Origin of the sequence: Bacteroides sp. 41_26 (assembly GCF_949740115.1) — a bacterium.
In the GTDB taxonomy this organism is placed as follows: domain Bacteria; phylum Bacteroidota; class Bacteroidia; order Bacteroidales; family Bacteroidaceae; genus Bacteroides; species Bacteroides nordii.
Genome location: NZ_CATJGZ010000065.1, coordinates 1 through 18884 on the forward strand (window position 1 = coordinate 1; position 18884 = coordinate 18884).

Sequence of the window (18884 nt, forward strand, 5' to 3'; positions counted from 1 at the left end):
AATAACAGCATTAATTTTCTTTTCATAAATTCTCTCTTAAAGTTTAACTTTACATTAATTGTTTCTTTACTCTAACAAAATGCAAATATATTAATAAATATGAAACAAGCAATTGTTTTTGTAAAAAAACCATGTGTTAATAACAAATTGTTATCAAAGCGCGCAAAATAATGCTTAACAGCATATAATCACGGCTTAAAAAACCTAAATAGCACACCTATAACTAACATGTTGCACTGACAAAAAGTACGTTCTAACTGTATATTTTCTGTTATTTACCACTAAATTTAGCTAAAAAGAATCCTTTTTGATCGAAGAGAAAGCTTTATAAACAAAAATTCCGCATTTTTTTTAAACGACCATAGATAATTATCTAACTGGCTTTGCTGGCTTTTAGCAGATATTAAAACTTATTCAGTTCTTATATTGCACATATATACGTCTTATTTGTTTATAGTATTAATACAAAATCAAATTTATGGAGAAAATTATCTACAATTTAGTGTTTAACAGAAAGAAAAACCTAAATAAGAGGGGAATGGCATTAGTTCAGATAGAAGCTTATCTGAATAGAAAGAAAAAATACTTCTCAACTAAGGTTTATTTAAAACCGGATCAGTGGGACGCTAAAAGGAGAAGGGTTCGGAATCATCCGAATGCAGAAGCACTTAACCGAATGATTTATGAATACATGGCCGAAATAGAGAAAAAAGAGTTAGGCATGTGGCAACAAAACAAATCAATATCATTGGATGCCCTAAAAGATGCATTAGTAACCTCACCAGGAGAAGAAGAATCTTTTCTTGCTTTTTTTCGTAAAGAAATTCTAAACTCCCGATTGAAAGAAAGTACTAAACAGAATCATCTTTCGACGCTTGAACTATTGAGAAAGTATAAAAAGGACATCTCATTCACAGAATTAACTTTCGAATTTATATCTTCTTTTGATCAGTATTTACAAAGCAAGGGATACCATGTAAATACAATAGCTAAGCACATGAAGCATCTGAAGAGGCACATTAATGTAGCTATAAATAAAGAATATATGGAGGTACAAAAATACGCTTTCAGAAAATATAAAATAAAGAGTGTGGAAAATAAACATACTCATTTATCGCCAGATGAACTTTACAAGATTGAAAAATTAAACTTGGGAGATAAATATGAGCGATTGGAAAAAACAAAAGACGCTTTTCTGTTTTGCTGTTATGCTGGAATGAGATATTCCGATTTTGTAAATTTGACTGCTGAAAACATTGTAAAAATACAAAAAGATACCTGGCTTATATATAAGACAATCAAAACTCGTATAGAAGTACGACTTCCCTTATATCTGTTATTTAAAGGCAAAGGACTTCAGATTCTGAATAAATATCAGGATAATCTTTCTGATTTTTTTAAACTCAGAGATAATTCAAATGTGAATAAGGAATTACTTATTATATCAAGGCTGGCAGAGATAAACAAAAAAGTATCTTTTCATACAGCCAGACATACGAATGCTACTTTATTAATATACAATGGAGTAAATATTACAACTGTCCAGAAATTATTAGGCCACAAAAGTGTTAAGACTACCCAAGTCTATACAAATGTTATGGATATGACGATTGTGAGGGATCTGGAGAAAGCTAAGAGTACAAAACGTTCTCCATTATGAGAATGTATGGGGTATAAGATGACGTTTTAAGTAAACAGTTATTTAGATAAAAGGCGTTCATTGGTTACGAAACAGTCAACAGATATTTGTGCAAAGATAAATATTACTGTTTCAATAGTTAAACGTTGGCAACACAGTGCAGTCACTTTATGAGAAACACCACGACTCTCTACGAAAAACTAAATCTCACTTCCCGAGAATCAAAAACTTCCTTATAAAGAAACTATGCTGTATGTATAGGGCTTTGTGCAAAAAATATTTTAACTTTTTATATGCCTGTTTCTTTTCAATATGAGAAGCTTATCAAAATAACGTTTATCTTACTGTTTTGAACTTAATAAAATAGAGTAAGATGCAGTGTCCAATATATAAAAATGGGTTGTACACATAGTTATCAGCACTCTGAAAACAATGTATTATATTCATATCAAAAGTACGTATTTAATAATGCTTTAAATACGTACTTTTCTACACAAAACTATGCATTGTTATATGATAAAACAATGCATAGTTTGCTACTTTATGCAATATGCTTTAAAATATTGATTAACAATGTTAATCAATAAGTGAGCGGAAATGTCTTCACTGAATCAATATATCCTTACATGAATTAAGAAACTTACATTATTATAATGCTTTTATAATTTACTGCAAATAAACATGTTATGAGTACAATAAAAATTAACCTTAAGTGAATTTTATAACTGTAAAGTACTATAATAGTATCTCAGACAATATTGTGTATTGAATATTTGTACTTGTATATCAAATTATTAAATTCATAATTTGATAATAAATTAGTATTTCAAATAGATGATAAAAGGTGATATTTAAAACTTATATATTTCTGATTATCAACGATATATGTATGTATTTGATTTAATAAAGCCAAGTCCTAAGTATATTTTATAATCATCTTATAATAAGATGATTATAAAATATTTAGTTCTGCAAAAACTTTGCAGATTTCGTTTATTGGTATGCAAACACAAGAGGTCGCAATTAAACCCTCTCTGAGAATATTCCTGAAGTCGGATTCACAGATGATTGATGAAGTAATGGTAGTAGCATATGGTACAGCGAAAAAATCATCTTTTACCGGATCTGCATCTACTGTGAAAGCTGATAAACTGGCTGAACGTTCTGTTTCAAATGTTACGAATGCATTGGCTGGTCAGGTTTCTGGAGTACAAACCACTTCAAGTAATGGTCAGCCGGGTAGTGCTGCAACTGTTCGTATCCGTGGTATTGGTTCTATGAGTGCAAGTAACTCTCCATTGTATGTAGTAGATGGAATTCCTTTTGACGGGAGTATTTCTTCTATCAATCCACAAGATATCGAAAGCATGACTGTACTGAAAGATGCTGCTGCAAATGCGATCTATGGTGCACGTGGTGCTAACGGTGTTATTTTGATTACAACCAAAAAGGCTGATTCCAAGGAAGCGGTTATTACAGTCGATGCCAAATGGGGTTCCAACCGCCGTGCGGTTCCTAATTATGATGTAATGAGTGACCCGGCTATGTATTATGAAACAATGTATCGTGCATTGTATAATTCAAAAGTATATAATGGTGGTAGTGCAACTGAAGGTTATGCACATGCCGATGCGGCATTGCTTGATGATAAGAATGGTGGTTTGGGCTATTTGGTGTATACCGTTCCGGATGGAGAAAAACTGATTGGTACAAACTTTAAACTTAATCCGAATGCAACTTTGGGTTATTCGGACGGAACGTATTATTATAGACCGGATGATTGGTATGATGAAGCTTTCGGTAATTCAAACCTTCGACAGGAATACAATGTGTCTGTTGCAGGTGCATCGGATAAGTTGAATTATTATATGTCTGCCGGTTATCTGGATGATTCCGGTATTATCCCAGGTTCAGGCTTTACCCGTTTCACTGGACGTGCAAAAGCAGATTATCAGGCAAAAAAATGGTTGAAAGTTGGTGCCAATGTAGCATACACTTATTATAATATACAATCACCTTCCGGACAGACTACATGGGGATCAAGTGGTAACTTATTCCAGCTTTCTAATATGATTGCTCCTATTTATCCCGTATACGTACGTAACGCAGATGGAAGTATCCAGGTAGATCATCGTGGATTAACTGTTTATGACTTTGGCTCTTCTACCAATTTTGTGCGTCCAAGTATGTCTGGTAATCCATTGGGTACACTGGATCTGGATAAGCAAAATGCTTATACTGACGTAATAAACAGCAAATGGTATGCAATATTAACCCCGATCGAGGGCTTATCTATCACGGCTAATATTGGTGCAAACGTACGTAACCAGCGTAGTAACGAGTTATCAAATCCGTTCTATGGTTCAAGTGTAAGTAGTGGTGGAGCTGTTTATGTGGCTCATTACCGTGAATTTGCAATCAATCAACAGTATTTAGCTTCTTATAAAAGAACTTTTGCAGATCTGCACAACTTTGACGTTTTGGCGGGTTATGAATCTTACAATCTGAAACTCCAAGAGTTACAAGGTAGTAATACGAAAATCTATAATCCGACTATCGGTGAATTGAATAATGCAATTGCATCTCCTCCTCGTGTAGCCTCTTTTACCAATGAATACACCACTATGGGTTACTTAGCTCGTATTCAGTATGATTATGATGAAAAGTACTTTGTTAGTGCCTCTTATCGTCGTGATGCTTCTTCCCGTTTCCATCCGGACAATCGTTGGGGTAACTTTGGTAGTGTGGGTCTTGCATGGCTCATCAATAAAGAGAACTTTATGAGCAATGTGAGTTGGATAGATATGCTGAAATTTAAAGCAAGTTATGGTATTCAGGGTAATGATAATTTAGGAAATTACTATGCATATGCCGATCAATATTCAGTAACCAATAGTAATGGAGATTTTGCTGTTTCATTTAGCTATAAAGGAAACAAAGACATTACTTGGGAAACTTCATATGCATTCAATACTGGTTTTGATTTCGAACTTTTGGGTAACCGCTTGAATGGTACGGTAGAATATTTTAATCGTAAAACAGTTGATTTGCTCTACAATCAGCCGGTACCTATCTCTATGGGATATGCGACTATTCCGATGAACGTTGGTTCTATCGTTAATCAAGGTATTGAAGTTGACTTGAATGGAGTTCTTTATAAAAATAATAATATAGAATGGCTTGCTAACATCAATGCAACTCATTACAAAAACAAAATAACTGATCTTGCCGAGTCTGCTAAAAGAAACGGTGGTATAAAATACAGTAATGCTATTTATCGTGTTGGCGGTTCTTTATATAACTCCTATTTACCCGTATATGCAGGTGTAGATCCTAATGATGGCCAGGCGTTGTATTATGTAGATCCTGACAATGGTGATTATACAACTACAAATGATTATTCAAAAGCAAAGCAATCTGACTTAGGAAGCACTTTAGCTAAAGTATATGGTGGTTTTGGTACGCAATTGAATGCTTATGGTGTAGATTTCTCTGTTCAGTTCTCCTACCAGCTTGGCGGTAAATTGTACGATGGAACTTACGAGGCATTGATGCATCGTGGTGATATGGCAGGAACAAACTTCCACAAGGATGTATTGAAGGCATGGACACCGGAAAATCCAAATTCAAATTATCCACGCCTCTGTGCTTCAGATAATACCAATCAAAAGCAATCGTCAAGATTCCTGACCAGCTCGGATTATTTAAGCCTGAATAGTGTAATGTTAGGATATACTTTCCCTAAACGTTGGTTGAACACATTGGGCGTTTCAAGTTTACGTCTGTATGTTGCCGGCGAGAATTTAGCTGTTATTTCTGCAAGAAAAGGTCTCGATCCACGTCAATACTGGGGATTGGGTAGCTCTACTACTTCTGGTAGTTTTAATTATTCAGCTTTGAGAACCATTTCCGGTGGTATTACTTTGAAATTCTAATGTTAATAACTAAACAATGAAATTATGAAAATGACAAATAAATATTTAGTCCTTATCTTAGGAGGTACAATGATCGCGTCCTGTGCTGATCTTGATACTATCCCCGAAGGCGGAACATTTACAACTGAGCAGAAGCAGGAAGTTGTTGAGATGATTCCCGAACGCCTGCAAGCCGATGTAACCGGTATGTTTTCAAGTATAGCGGCTGCTTATAAAAATGTATTCACTTCTGCACGTGATGATGACTTTGGTTATCCGGCAGTATGTCTTTCTCAAGATTTGAACGGACCGGATATGGTGGCAAGTAACTCGGACTATAACTGGTTTAGTACATGTAGCGAGTTTTCTGATCGTAGTGATACATATGCCAATCCATATATGCGCTGGGCTTTGTTCTACAATCAAATAAAGCAGGCAAATGATATATTGAAATCTATTCCTGCTGATACAGAGAATACAACATTGCTTCGTTACAAAGCACAGGCTAAAGCAGTCCGTGCATTCGACTACTTATGTTTAGTTCCTTATTTCCAATTTAAATATAAAGGGAATGAAGATAAACCAACAGTTCCATTGGTAACTGATGTTATGGAAGGAGACCCTTCCAGCAACCCACGTGCAACTGCAGAGGCAGCCTACAAGTTAATCATGGATGACTTAACAGATGCTATTAATATCTTGAAGGATCTGAACTATACCCGTTCTTCAAAATCGGAAGTGGATTTGAATGTTGCTTACGGTCTTCGTGCACGCGCTAATTTATATATGGAGAATTGGGCTGACGCTGCATCTGATGCGAAAGAAGCTATGAAAGGTTACACTCCTTACAGCCGTGAAGATGTTTCAAAGCCTGCATTTATTGATCACAAGGATCCCAACTGGATATGGGCAGCTATTATAACAGAAACCAATATTCTCCGTCAGCTCACAAGCTGGCCAGGAGCATACAGTTCTTTCTCGGCCAAAGGTTATGCTACCGGACAGGGATGCTATAAAGCTATTAACAACTTGTTGTACAGAAAAATATCACATACTGATGTACGTAAAGGCTGGTGGGTAGACGAAAATCTGCATTCAGATAATCTGGCCAGTTTGAACTGGGGAGATGCTATTGGCGATGAAATAGCCACGCTGGCTATTCCGGATGTAAAAGTTCCGTTCATTCCTTATACTAATGTAAAGTTTGCGCAATATGGTGGAGTGGGTAATGACAAGAATGCCGGCGACTGGTGCATGATGCGTTATGAAGAGATGTTATTGATTCAGGCAGAGGCTACAGCCATGGCAGGGGACCTGCCCGGAGGTAAAACAATTCTGGAAAATTTTGTAAAGGCTGAACGTGATCCTAATTATGTATGTACTGCTGCAGATGCAACTGCTTTCCAGAATGAAGTTTGGTTCCAGCGTCGCGTAGAGCTTTGGGGTGAAGGATTCTCTATGGCTGATATCATGCGTTTAGGTAAGAATATTGTACGCGTTAGCAGTGCAGTAACTACAAACTTTCCCAATAACTTTGCATTCAATATGGCATCCAATGACGGTTGGTTACTGATGCGTATACCACAAGACGAAACTAACAGTAATGCTGGTATTCCTTTGTCTGCGAATAATAATGACGGCCGTCAACCTCAGCCAGGAGATGGTGCCGGATTGAAAGATGGCGTAACAGACTGATAATAATCATCGATTTTTTAATAATGTAGAAGAATATGAAAAAATATATCAAAATAGCAATATTCGGAGTTCTATCTTGGGCTCTTGGCGCTTGCTCTGACAGTGTAGAGAGAGACCCGTCTCCAACGGTAAGTCCGGACTGTGTTGGCGCATATTTCTCTGAAACCAATACTTATAATTATGAACTTGATCCGGCTATAACGTCAATAACCCTGACAGTAGGTCGTGACAAGTCCGATGCAGCAGTTACTGTACCGGTGAAAGTACTATCTAATTCAGACAATATTTTTGTAATCCCTGAATCTGTTTCTTTTGCTGCCGGTGAATCTGAAACAACGTTGGAAGTAACTTTCCCAAATGCAGAAATGGGAACAGAATACAGCTTTGAGATAACTTTTGATTCTGAATATATTAACCCATATAAGGGAGCAAGTTTATCCAGAACTGTTATGCAACGCATCAAATGGGAAAACATTGGTATGGGAGTTTATATTGATGGTACCGTTTCAACATTCTTTGGAGTGAGCCCTATGGCAGTAGGACTTGAAATAGAAAAGGCTGATTTAGGTAGTTCAATAAAATATCGTTTCTATAATGCTTATGCACCTGCTGAGAACTATATAAGTAAAGATCCTGTTATTTATGATGGGTATCCTTATAACGAAACTTTCTTAGGGGATCGTTTGTTTGTATTGACATCAACGATTGACGGAGTATCTATGCAAGTTGCAAAAACGGGCTTGGATCTGAATTATGGAGAAATGGTTATCGGAAGTGTTTACGGAAACTTGTCGAATGATATAAAGACCTACCCATTAGGTACAATTACAGGTGACGTAATAACTTTCCCGCTCAACTCTCTCTTTATTCAGGATAATGACGGGGCATCTCCGGCCGGCAAGAATGAAACGAAACTCTACCTCAGTATTGATGCTTATAAAGCAAGTCTTCAGTAACAAAAGAAGCTATACAATAGCTGAGCTATGATAGAATGAAATCCCCTTGCTCCAAGAAAAAGTAAGGGGATTTTTTATTTAAAAATTGAACGTTGTCAGATATTGCAACCATTTTATTAAAAAATATATTTATGAAACGTAATCTGTTTTGGCTTTTTTTATTTTTCTCCTCTTTCTTGTGGGGAGATAATGTAACAATATCACAAGCAGAACAATTAGCCCGAAATTTCTTTGGAGGCCGGGTAACAACCCGTTCTGCAGAAACAGGTCTGGAATATGTATGGAATGGCGAAGATGTACAAACGCGTACCAATATCGCCCCTGCTTTCTATGTTTTTAATCGTACTTCCGAAGGAGGTTTTATTATCATTGCGGGCGACGATGCAGTAACTCCGGTATTGGCCTATAGTTATACCGGGAAGTTTGAAGTAGAAAATATGCCTTCCAGCCTGCGAGACTGGATGGGGTATTATCGTGAACAAATTAATTGGGCTAAAGAGCAAGATATTGTGCCTTCCAGATCAATTACAGCCCTTTGGGATCAGTTGCAGCGGGGAACATTTTCAGATGATACAGAGGGAGAAGTATTGCTATCAACAGCCCTTTGGAATCAAGATGCTCCTTATAATAAGTTGTGTCCTAATATAGATAATGTAATTGCCCCTACGGGTTGTGTAGCAACAGCTTTAGCTATTACAATGAAATACAACCGCTGGCCCGATCAGGGAAGTGGAGCAACCTGTACCTATACTACACGGACTTATCAAAGAACTCTTTCTGTCACTTATGACAAGGTTTATGCCTGGGACGATATGCCTGATGTTTACCTGGAAGGTAGCTATACGGCAACACAAGCCAATGCGGTAGGGCGATTGATGTATCATTGCGGTGTGCTTTCTCAAATGAATTATACCCCACAAGAGAGCGGAGCTTATACCCCGATAGCTGCCCGGGGAATGGTAGACTACATGAAATATGATAAAAGTCTGGCTGTATTAGAACGGGAATGGTATACCAATGATGAGTGGGATGAAATTTTGAAAAATGAGTTGAATGCCGGACGCCTTGTCATCTATGGAGGTAGTAACGCGAAGCAGGAAGGACACCAATTTGTTTTCGATGGATATAGAGCCGATAGATATCATGTCAATTGGGGATGGGGCGGCATGGCTAATGGGTACTATTTATTGTCTACCCTGGAACCCGACCAACAAGGCATCGGAGGAAATACAGGAGGAGGATTCTCCATTGGTCAAAATGCAATCGTTGGTATAAAAAAAGCTGAAATCGGTTCAAGTTACCGTGATATGTTAGCTTTCTTCAAAGGTACTTCAGGGGGAGTTACTTATTCGGGATTATCCACTACAGAAACAGATTTTCTTCCTGGAACAAGTTTTGATGTAACTGCTGCATTCATAGCAAATTATGGTATTCGTAATTTCACAGGAGTAGCAGCTTTGGCGCTGGTAGATAAAGCTGGAAATGTGAAGGAATTTATATCTAATGAGTATACATTTTCCAAACTGGAAGCAATGAATAGTAACGGAAGTATATCGGGTTCCGGAATCGGACTTCGTTGTATTATTACTCAAACTCCTGAACCGGGTGATCGAATCTGGTTAATGTATAAAGCCAATGATGTCAGTACCTGGGATAAGGTGAAAGGTGGGCGAGATGTAACTACTGAAATCATTGTCAGAAAAGAGGTAACAGGATTGAATAGCATAGAACAGGATAGTGCATTGGATATTATTGTTTTGAATAACAATAATCAAATTACCGTAAAATCTCCTGTAACAATGAAAATGCTTACAGTCTATGATATGGAAGGACGTTTGTTGGAAAAGATAGAATGTCCTCAACTAAAACAATTTACTTTCTCCTGCGAGAGTTATACTCCTGGTATTTATATACTAAAGGTTCTTACTACAGAAGGAGTTATCAGTAATAAATTCATAAAGAAATGATACATCATTAAGAAGAATACTTATTGAAGTGTTTCAAACCGGTAAATTGGGCATCTACTGCTTTCGTATTTACCGGTTTTTCTCGTAATATTACTCAACATATTTATGACATAAAAGCAATAATTATCATCACTTATTATCATCTTTGTCAAATCTTAGAAACTATCAGTGCTTTGCTCGTAGAGAATCAATGCGTTCTTCGTAGAGAATCGGACCGATCATCGTAGAGAATCGAGTCAATCTCCGTAGAGAAAAAAGTATAATACGTAACAAATTGATTAACAAATATTTATAAAACAGGCAAATTGTTGTTTGTTTTTACCTCGCCAAGCATTTTTTCTTATCTCTACCGAATCCGTTCTTTACTCATAAATAGTTACATAAACAAAGCATAGGAATATAGTTGATGGACTTCTTATTTGCTACTATTAAAAGTATTGCTACCACAATAATACTTGCTTTTTGGGCATCTAAATATGCGTGTAGTAGAGAAAATAGTAGCTCTACAATGAGTCATAAATATTTCAATATAATGGCTATCAAGTTGTTATACTATATTTCAGATAACATTTAAGTATCACATATATATTCTTTTTTGTCAGTCTAATATTGTATATTTCTTATAACCAACGTATTATATTCATATTGAATTGATACAACGCAGTTCATATAAGATGCATAATGTTCTGAAAATAAACAAATTAAGTATTGTATAGTTCTGCAAAGACTTTGCAGATTTCTTACATCGGAATGCAGACGCAAGAGGTGGTTATTAAACCAACTGTAAAAGTAATATTAAAATCTGACGCACAGGCAATTGATGAAGTGATGGTAGTAGCTTACGGTACTGCAAAAAAAACATCATTTACCGGTTCTGCCGCAACAGTAAAATCGGGTGAATTAAAAAAACGTCAGATGTCCAATGTGACAAAAGCAATTGACGGATTAGCACCAGGTGTTCAAGCAACAACGGGTAGTGGACAGCCGGGTTCTTCATCTTCTATTTATATTCGTGGTATGGGATCTATCAATGCTAGTAAAACCCCTCTTTATGTAGTGGATGGTATACCGTATGACGGTTCTATTGCGGCTATTAGTCCTGATGATATCGAAAATATTACTATTTTGAAGGATGCTTCTGCTGCTGCATTATATGGTTCACGTGGAGCGAATGGAGTTATTATGATAACGACCAAAAAAGGTGTAAAAGGTAAGACGGAAGTTAATTTCAAAGCTTCTGTCGGCTTATCGAGTCGGTCGCTTCCCAGATATGAAACAATGGATTCCAAACAATATGTTGAAGCTTTATATTCGGCTTTTTACAATCAACAAATAGCGGACGGAACTCCATCTGGACAAGCGGGAATGGCTGCTTTGCAAGAAATGGCTTCTGGCGCAACTAAAATATTTGGAGAAAAAGAACAATATAATCCTTTTAACTATGCTATTTCTGATTTGATTGATATTAATACAGGTAAAATACGTAATGATGCTACCTTAATGTGGGAAGACGATTGGATGGATGAGGTAACTCGTAATAATGCATTGCGTCATGAATATACTTTCAATTTGAACGGAGGTACGGAAAAAACACAATATATGTTCTCACTGGGATATGTAAATGAAGATGGGATATTAAAAACAACAAACTTTCAACGTTATTCAGGGAGAACTAATATTGAAACTAAACCTGTCGAATGGTTAAGTGCAGGTTTGGGGGCAAATTTTGCACGTAACATATCTAATACCGCAGCAACCGCTACAAGTTCTTCCAGTAATGTATGGTACTCAGCTTCTCTTATGGGACCTATTTTTCCCGTGTATCTGAGAGATAAGAATAACGGTGGAGCATTTATTTTGGATGCCGACGGAAATAAACAGTTTGACTATGGTGATAACCGTCCTACCGGACAGCAGCAGAACTTTAACTCTGTCGCTACATTATATGATGATAAATACAGTACAGTTGCAGATAATTTGTCAGCACGTACTCATTTAGATTTTGGTGATTTAAAGGATGGATGGGCTCAAGGTCTCAAATTATCATTTAATTTTGGTCTTGATTACTACAATGCAAATGCTTTGGTTTATTATAATCCGTTTTTTGGAAATGCGGCTACTTCCAAAGGGCGCGCTATTAAGCAGAACTCTAATTCGTTAGGATATACCTTCAATCAGATATTAACATACAACAGAGGTTTTGATAAGCATAATTTTGATATTTTAGTTGCTCATGAATGGTATGCATATGAGAGTAATACTTTAAGTGGAACAAAAACCGGTTTCCCTTTTGGAGGGCTTTATGAATTGGATGCTGCTTCAACAGTTTACAGCACAAGTGGGGCAAGTAAACAGTATCGTATTGAGTCATATTTTGGACGTATAAACTATAATTATGCGGATAAATATTATCTATCTGGCAGTTATCGCCGTGATGGCTCTTCACGTTTCTATAAAGATAATCGTTGGGGAGATTTTTGGTCAGTTGGTGCTAATTATCGTATCTCAGAGGAAGAGTTCATGAAAGATTTCACTTGGTTGAATAATCTTTCTGTAAAAGCGAGTTATGGTGTGCAAGGTAATGATGGACTTCTGGATGCTGATGGCTATAGTAATTTTTATGCATGGCAGTCTCTTTATGACCTAAGCTATTCTAATGGTAGTGAGTCGGGGGCAATTGTAAGTTCTGTGGCCAATAAAGAAGTTTCTTGGGAAAACAATCATAATTTTAACATTGGTGTGGAAGCTGCTTTTTGGGATCAAAGATTGCAAGTGGGACTCGAATGGTATACACGTAAAACTACAGACATGTTACTTTACTATCCTCTTCCGATGTCATCCGGTTTTGAGGGATATTACAGAAATTCGGGTAGCATGAGAAATAGTGGTTTTGAAGCAAGTATAACAGGGCGTTTAATAAAAACCAATGACTTTCAGTGGGATTTGACGGTTATGGCTTCCACATTAAAAAACAAAGTGTTGAAATTGACGGATGACGGAAAAGACATACTTAGCGGTAGTCAGATTATTCGTGAAGGTGAGCCTATCTATTCTTATTATGTTTCTCGTTCAGCAGGTGTTGATCCGATGACGGGTGATCAACTTTATTGGGCTACGGTTGATGGTAAAGGCAATACCGTTGAACCTTATATCACGACAAATGAAACTTATGCTCAAGCTTCTCGCGTTGTTGCCGGTAGTAGAATTCCGGATTTATTTGGATCTATTAGTACGCAATTGCAATATAAAGGTTTTGACCTGTCAATTGCAACCAATTACTCTATTGGTGGAGAGATGATTGATGGTGTTTATCAAAATCTTATGAGCTTTTATTATGCAGGACAAGCTAAACATATCAACTTGGAAAGAGCATGGAAGAAACCGGGAGATGTAACAGATATACCGCGTTATCAAATCGGTAAAAATTATGCTTCGACAGATGATATGTTGATTGATGCTTCTTATTTCTCCATTAAGAATATTACATTGGGATATTCACTTCCTGTAAAAGTTGTTAAAAGAATAGGTTTTCAGAATTTGCGATTTGCAGTAACTGCTGATAATTTATATGTATTTACACATTTAAAAGGCATGGATCCTCAATATAGTATGACTGGCGGTACTACGTATGTTTACACTCCTTCACGTACTATTTCTTTTAGTGTTGATGTGAAATTCTAATGTAAATCAAATGATTGAAACTATAAAAATGTCAAAGATGAAAAAAATATTATATATATTGACTTTAGTAGGGATTTGCTCGTTTAGCTCTTGCAGCGATGCGCTTGATACAAATCCTACGGATAAAGTATCCGGAAGTCTTATTTTTGGGAATGCCGATGCTGCACAGGTAGCTATGAACGGAGTTTATCGGAGTTTATTTATTAATGGTTGGTCTGGCAATTGGAGTCATGAAAATCCTGGTCTTATGGCAATGACTCTGGTTAAGGATATTCAAGGAGAGGATCATTTAATGGCTAATCAGGGACAAGGTTGGTTTTTCTATGATTATTCATTCTCGACAGATGGTGACTGGACAACAACTGATGGTCGTCAATATGCTCAATGGAATTTTTATTATACCATAATATCACAGGTAAACTATGTAATTGACGCCGCTGATCAGTTAAAATCATTTGGTGCAAAAGGGCAGTCTGTATTGGCACAAGCGTATACAGTCAGAGGTTTTGCCTATTTTTGTCTGTACCATTTTTTCTGTAAGGGAAATTATCCTGTGAATAAACAGACTCCAGGAGTACCTGTTTACACGGAGGCTACTTCTGCTAATACTGTAGGACAACCTCGTGGAACTGTTGAAAATGTTTTTGAAAGAATTAACAATGATTATCAGACTGCAGTTGATTTATTTGAGGCTGCCGGTGTAGCACAGGCGAATCCGACGAATGTCGATCTCTATGTTACTTATGGTTTATGGGCACGGGCTGCTCAAGTTCAGGAGGACTGGGTGGCGGCTGCCAAATATGCGAATGCCGCTCTTGAAAAACCAGGATTGACCCGAGTTGCTTCTATGACAGATCTTGGCCAGTTTAATAATTGTAAAGCTCCAAGTGTTATGTGGGGATTCCAGGTTATAGCTGACCAGACTGGACCTTACGGAGCATTTTTGTCACATATGGACCCGGAGGGTGGTTATGGCAAAATAGCTCAACAGTGTATTGATGCATGGCTTTGGAGAATTATTCCAGACACTGATATCCGTAAAAGAACTTGGTGGGAAGATCCGGAAACTTCTAAATATTATCCTTATGGCCAAGTTAAGTTCCGCTACTCTGATTTTTCAACTTATTTGGGAGATGTTATTTATTTGCGTGCGGAGGAGTTGGTATTAATCGCAGCCGAAGCTGCATGTCGGCAAAATGATTACCCGACTACCCGTAATTTGTTGAAAGAATTGGGAGATAAGCGTGATACCAATTATGGTACTGTATTGGAAGCCCGTACTAATGCAGCAACTTATAATACAGATACTCACGGAGCATTTATGACACTAATGGATGAGATATTATTTCAACGTCGTGTTGAACTATGGAGTGAAGGTATGGGACGTGCTTTTGATCTTTGTCGATTAAACTTAGGTTATGATCGTAATTATAATGGAACTAATCACCCTTCAAAGAAAGCATTAAAACCTGGCGACAACCTGTTCGTTACTTTGATCCCTCAAAAAGAGTTTGATGGTAATACCAATATAAATATAGCCGATCAAAATCCTAGATAACGAGATATTATATTTAATATAAGAGATTTTTTAAAGTATGAAATTATGAGAAAAATAAAATATTTTGGTGCCATTGGTTTTATAATGCTCTTTTTGATCGCATGTGATCAAAATGCAACAGATGGTACTATATACAATGCTACTAATACAGAGGTCGCTTTTAATGAGGCCTCCGCTAATTATACATTTGGTACGGATGATCCGGAAGAATTCGAAGTGTTACTGCTCCGTGCTAATTCTATTGGGGCAGCAACCATTCCGTTGGTGAAGGAGGACGTTAGCGGATTATTTACAGTTCCTACTAATGTGGAATTTGCTGATGGTGCTTATGAAGCTGCTATAAAAGTGTCTTTTGATAGAACCAAATTAGCTGTTGGAGAAGATTACTCTATAAAATTAAACGTTCCGGAAAATCCGATTCAGGGAAAAATCAGAACATTCACTTTGACAATAAATAGAGATTATAATTGGCAACTTTTTGCAACTGGAACTTTTACATCCGGATTATTTGGTTCGTGGTCACAAGAATTATATAAAGCGGAAGGATTTAACAAATATAAATTTCCGGAATTATTTGCCGAAGGTTATGATTACAAATTTTCTGTTGCAGAGAATGGTAGTATTTCATTGTTTGGTGGATTGAATTCTAATGGTTTATATGATTTTGTAACTGGATATATTCATCCTACTTACGATATGGTATCTTTATATTTGGATCCGGATATTAATTATTCTTTTTTTGTAGAAACTACGAAAACGGCATGTTTTAACCATTATTATTATGTAGATGCCGGTAATTTTGGTTGGAAGGATGACTCATTTACATGGTAAGTGATTATTTAGAATAATATTAAGGTCCTCTTACATTTTATGTAGGAGGACTTTTGTCTCTATAAATAATCACAGTTTTCATTATTAGAAAAATAAAGAGTTATGAAATGTTTTTTATTTTTAGTGTTCTGTTGTATTCCATTTTCTTTTTTTGCAAAAAATGTCGATGTGATAACAGCAGAGAAAATAGCAAAATTTGTTTTGACCGGTGTCGATACACAAACAAGGAGTAATGAAATAGATGTAAGTTTGATTTGGACAGGTGAAGATGTGTGTACTCGAATGAATAACTCTCCGGCTTATTATGTATTTAATAAAGTTGGTGGTAATGGGTTTGTTATTGTTTCTGGAGATGATATAATAAAACCAATATTGGCATATAGTTACGTCAACAGTTTCCATGTAGAAAATATGCCGGATAATCTAAGAGCCTGGATGGCATATTATCGTGAGCAAATTAATTGGGCACGTGAGGAAAATATTGTATCTGATGAAGAAACGATTTGGGCTTGGGAAAGATTAAGGGATGAAATAGATTCAGCAAAGAATTCGGAAGAGGTATTGATTGAAACCGCTTTGTGGGATCAGACAGCACCTTATAATTTGTTGTGTCCGACTATAAACGGTACACAGGCCCCAACCGGTTGCGTAGCAACAGCCCTGGCTATTGTCATGAAATATAATCGATGGCCTGATCAAGGAAGCGGAATGACTTTTCAGTATACAACGAAACAATATAGACAGACTCTTTCTGCTACTTATAATATTGTTTATGATTGGGATAATATGTTGAATAAATATGAAAAAGGAAATTATTCGGCTGATCAGGCAGAAGCTGTTTCACAACTAATGTATCACTGTGGGGTATTCTCGGAGATGGACTATACTCCCCGATCAAGCGGAGCTCTAACCCTAACGGCAATGAGTGGAATGGTTCGGTATATGAAATATGATAAAAGTATGACTTTGCAATCTCGTGAATGGTACACGGAAGCGGAGTGGAATGGTCTTTTAAAGAAGGAACTTAACGCAGGACGTCTTGTCATATATGGTGGTAGTAATAACAAAGAGGAAGGACACCAGTTTGTGTTAGATGGTTATAAACAGAATGATTACCACGTCAATTGGGGATGGGGTGGCACAGCGAATGGTTATTATTCACTGTCGGCACTGGATCCTGATTCTCAAGGAGTAGGAGGTAATACAGGAGGAGGGTTCACTGTAGGACAGGATGCTGTTATAGGAGTAAAAAAAAGCGAAGAGGGATCCGGTTATTGTGATAATTTAGCTTTTATGTCTGGATTTACGGAATCTGGTGAAATGTTTTCCGGGCTGACGACTACAGAGACGAATTTTATCCCTCGAGTTAGATTTACTGTAAAAGCCGGTTTTTATATAAATTATGGTATACGCAATTTTTCTGGCGCGATTGTTTTGGCTTTAGTCGATAAGCATGGGAACATAAAAGAATTCATTACTCGTGAAGTTTCTGTGAATGGTTTAAAGATAGGCTATGGAAGCGGAAATGTATTTTCATGTTCAATAGCTAATATTCCTGAAGAGGGCGATCGGATTTGGATGATGTATAAAAGTCAAGATGGGAATGAATGGAAGAGAGTACGAGGGGATAGAGATACGATAGCAGAAATTATAGTAAAAGAGTTGCCTGTTTCTGTGATTGAAAACGTTGATTTTTCAGATGTAAATCTTATTGCTGTTGCAAATGACATGGCTAAAACTATTTATATAAAATCTCCAATACCTATCCTTGAGTTTTCTTTAGTTGACATGAAGGGGCGAATAATCAAAAAAAAGAAGGGGATTGAAAGTGTAGATTATACATTATCATATTCCGATTGTATTGGTGGGACATATATTGTACAAGTTGTCACATCTGCTGGAATGAGTAGTGCTAAGGTAATAATAAAGTAAACAGAATAAAAACTTGTTTGGATTCCATTCGGAATTTTGAGAGTATTTCATTTTATCGGTATCCGCGTTTTCTTTATCAAGAGAAAACTCTATGGAGAAGTTAACAACCCATACCATGTCCTGTCATCCAATTACATGAATGTAGACGGATCATAAAACATCATTTATGAATTAGTAGAAATATATTTCCATAATCAATAAAAGTAACTAAGCCGGAACATATATTATAACAAACACAAGGGGCTGATCAAAGCTTAGCTGTCCCTTATGTTTGCTATAATGGATGATTGAATCCCAAATGCTATAATAAACTACTGGGTAAAAGTAGTAATAATCAATGTAATTGCAATTTCAAGTTAACATTTTATCATGCTTGTGATTCTTGTCTCGTAGATTAAATATCGGTATATTTTATACACACATCATAAGGCAATTATAAAGGTGTTAATTCGATAATATATTATTACATATTTAATCGATGTCATTATAACATCTTTTCTTAATCTCTTTTATCATAAAATAATCTCACAACCGCAATAATGATTGACATTATTGGAGATTGTTAATTGCAAAGCAAGGAAATAGTATTTCAAATTATTGCTTGCATGAGTTATTTCCATCTGATTACTAATTGATTAAACTCATATTTAAATCTCAAACTGGTATCTCATATATACTTATATTTTTTCACGACAATATATATATTATTGA

9 protein-coding genes are annotated in these 18884 nt (G+C 36.4%); all 9 read left to right on the forward strand.

The window, feature by feature from the left end; all coding sequences use genetic code 11:
• The first annotated feature begins 478 nt into the window (after positions 1-478).
• The 9 genes from QX565_RS08220 to QX565_RS08260 all read left to right on the forward strand — a co-directional run bounded on the left by QX565_RS08220 (position 479) and on the right by QX565_RS08260 (position 18173).
• Complete coding sequence (locus tag QX565_RS08220) at positions 479-1660, forward strand: site-specific integrase (RefSeq protein WP_007483977.1); 1182 nt, start codon at positions 479-481, stop codon at positions 1658-1660.
• A 959-nt stretch (positions 1661-2619) separates the two neighbouring features.
• On the forward strand, positions 2620-5574 hold the full coding sequence (locus QX565_RS08225; protein ID WP_122202409.1) for a SusC/RagA family TonB-linked outer membrane protein: 2955 nt from the start codon (positions 2620-2622) through the stop codon (positions 5572-5574).
• A 24-nt stretch (positions 5575-5598) separates the two neighbouring features.
• Positions 5599-7248: a RagB/SusD family nutrient uptake outer membrane protein gene (locus tag QX565_RS08230; RefSeq protein ID WP_007483971.1), complete on the forward strand. Its 1650-nt coding sequence runs from the start codon at positions 5599-5601 to the stop codon at positions 7246-7248.
• Positions 7249-7283: 35 nt separating this feature from the next.
• Complete coding sequence (locus tag QX565_RS08235; protein WP_007483969.1) at positions 7284-8204, forward strand: hypothetical protein; 921 nt, start codon at positions 7284-7286, stop codon at positions 8202-8204.
• Positions 8205-8335: 131 nt separating this feature from the next.
• On the forward strand, positions 8336-10171 hold the full coding sequence (locus QX565_RS08240) for a C10 family peptidase (RefSeq protein ID WP_007483967.1): 1836 nt from the start codon (positions 8336-8338) through the stop codon (positions 10169-10171).
• 729 nt (positions 10172-10900) lie between these two features.
• Positions 10901-13852 (forward strand): SusC/RagA family TonB-linked outer membrane protein, encoded by a 2952-nt coding sequence (locus QX565_RS08245; RefSeq protein ID WP_262894122.1) that lies wholly within the window; start codon positions 10901-10903, stop codon positions 13850-13852.
• Positions 13853-13889: 37 nt separating this feature from the next.
• Positions 13890-15410 (forward strand): RagB/SusD family nutrient uptake outer membrane protein, encoded by a 1521-nt coding sequence (locus tag QX565_RS08250; RefSeq protein WP_007483981.1) that lies wholly within the window; start codon positions 13890-13892, stop codon positions 15408-15410.
• Positions 15411-15455: 45 nt separating this feature from the next.
• Positions 15456-16241 (forward strand): hypothetical protein, encoded by a 786-nt coding sequence (locus tag QX565_RS08255; RefSeq protein WP_007483983.1) that lies wholly within the window; start codon positions 15456-15458, stop codon positions 16239-16241.
• Between the two features lie 102 nt (positions 16242-16343).
• A complete protein-coding gene (locus tag QX565_RS08260; protein WP_354003813.1) occupies positions 16344-18173 on the forward strand; it encodes a C10 family peptidase in 1830 nt (609 codons plus the stop codon).
• Positions 18174-18884: the final 711 nt, after the last annotated feature.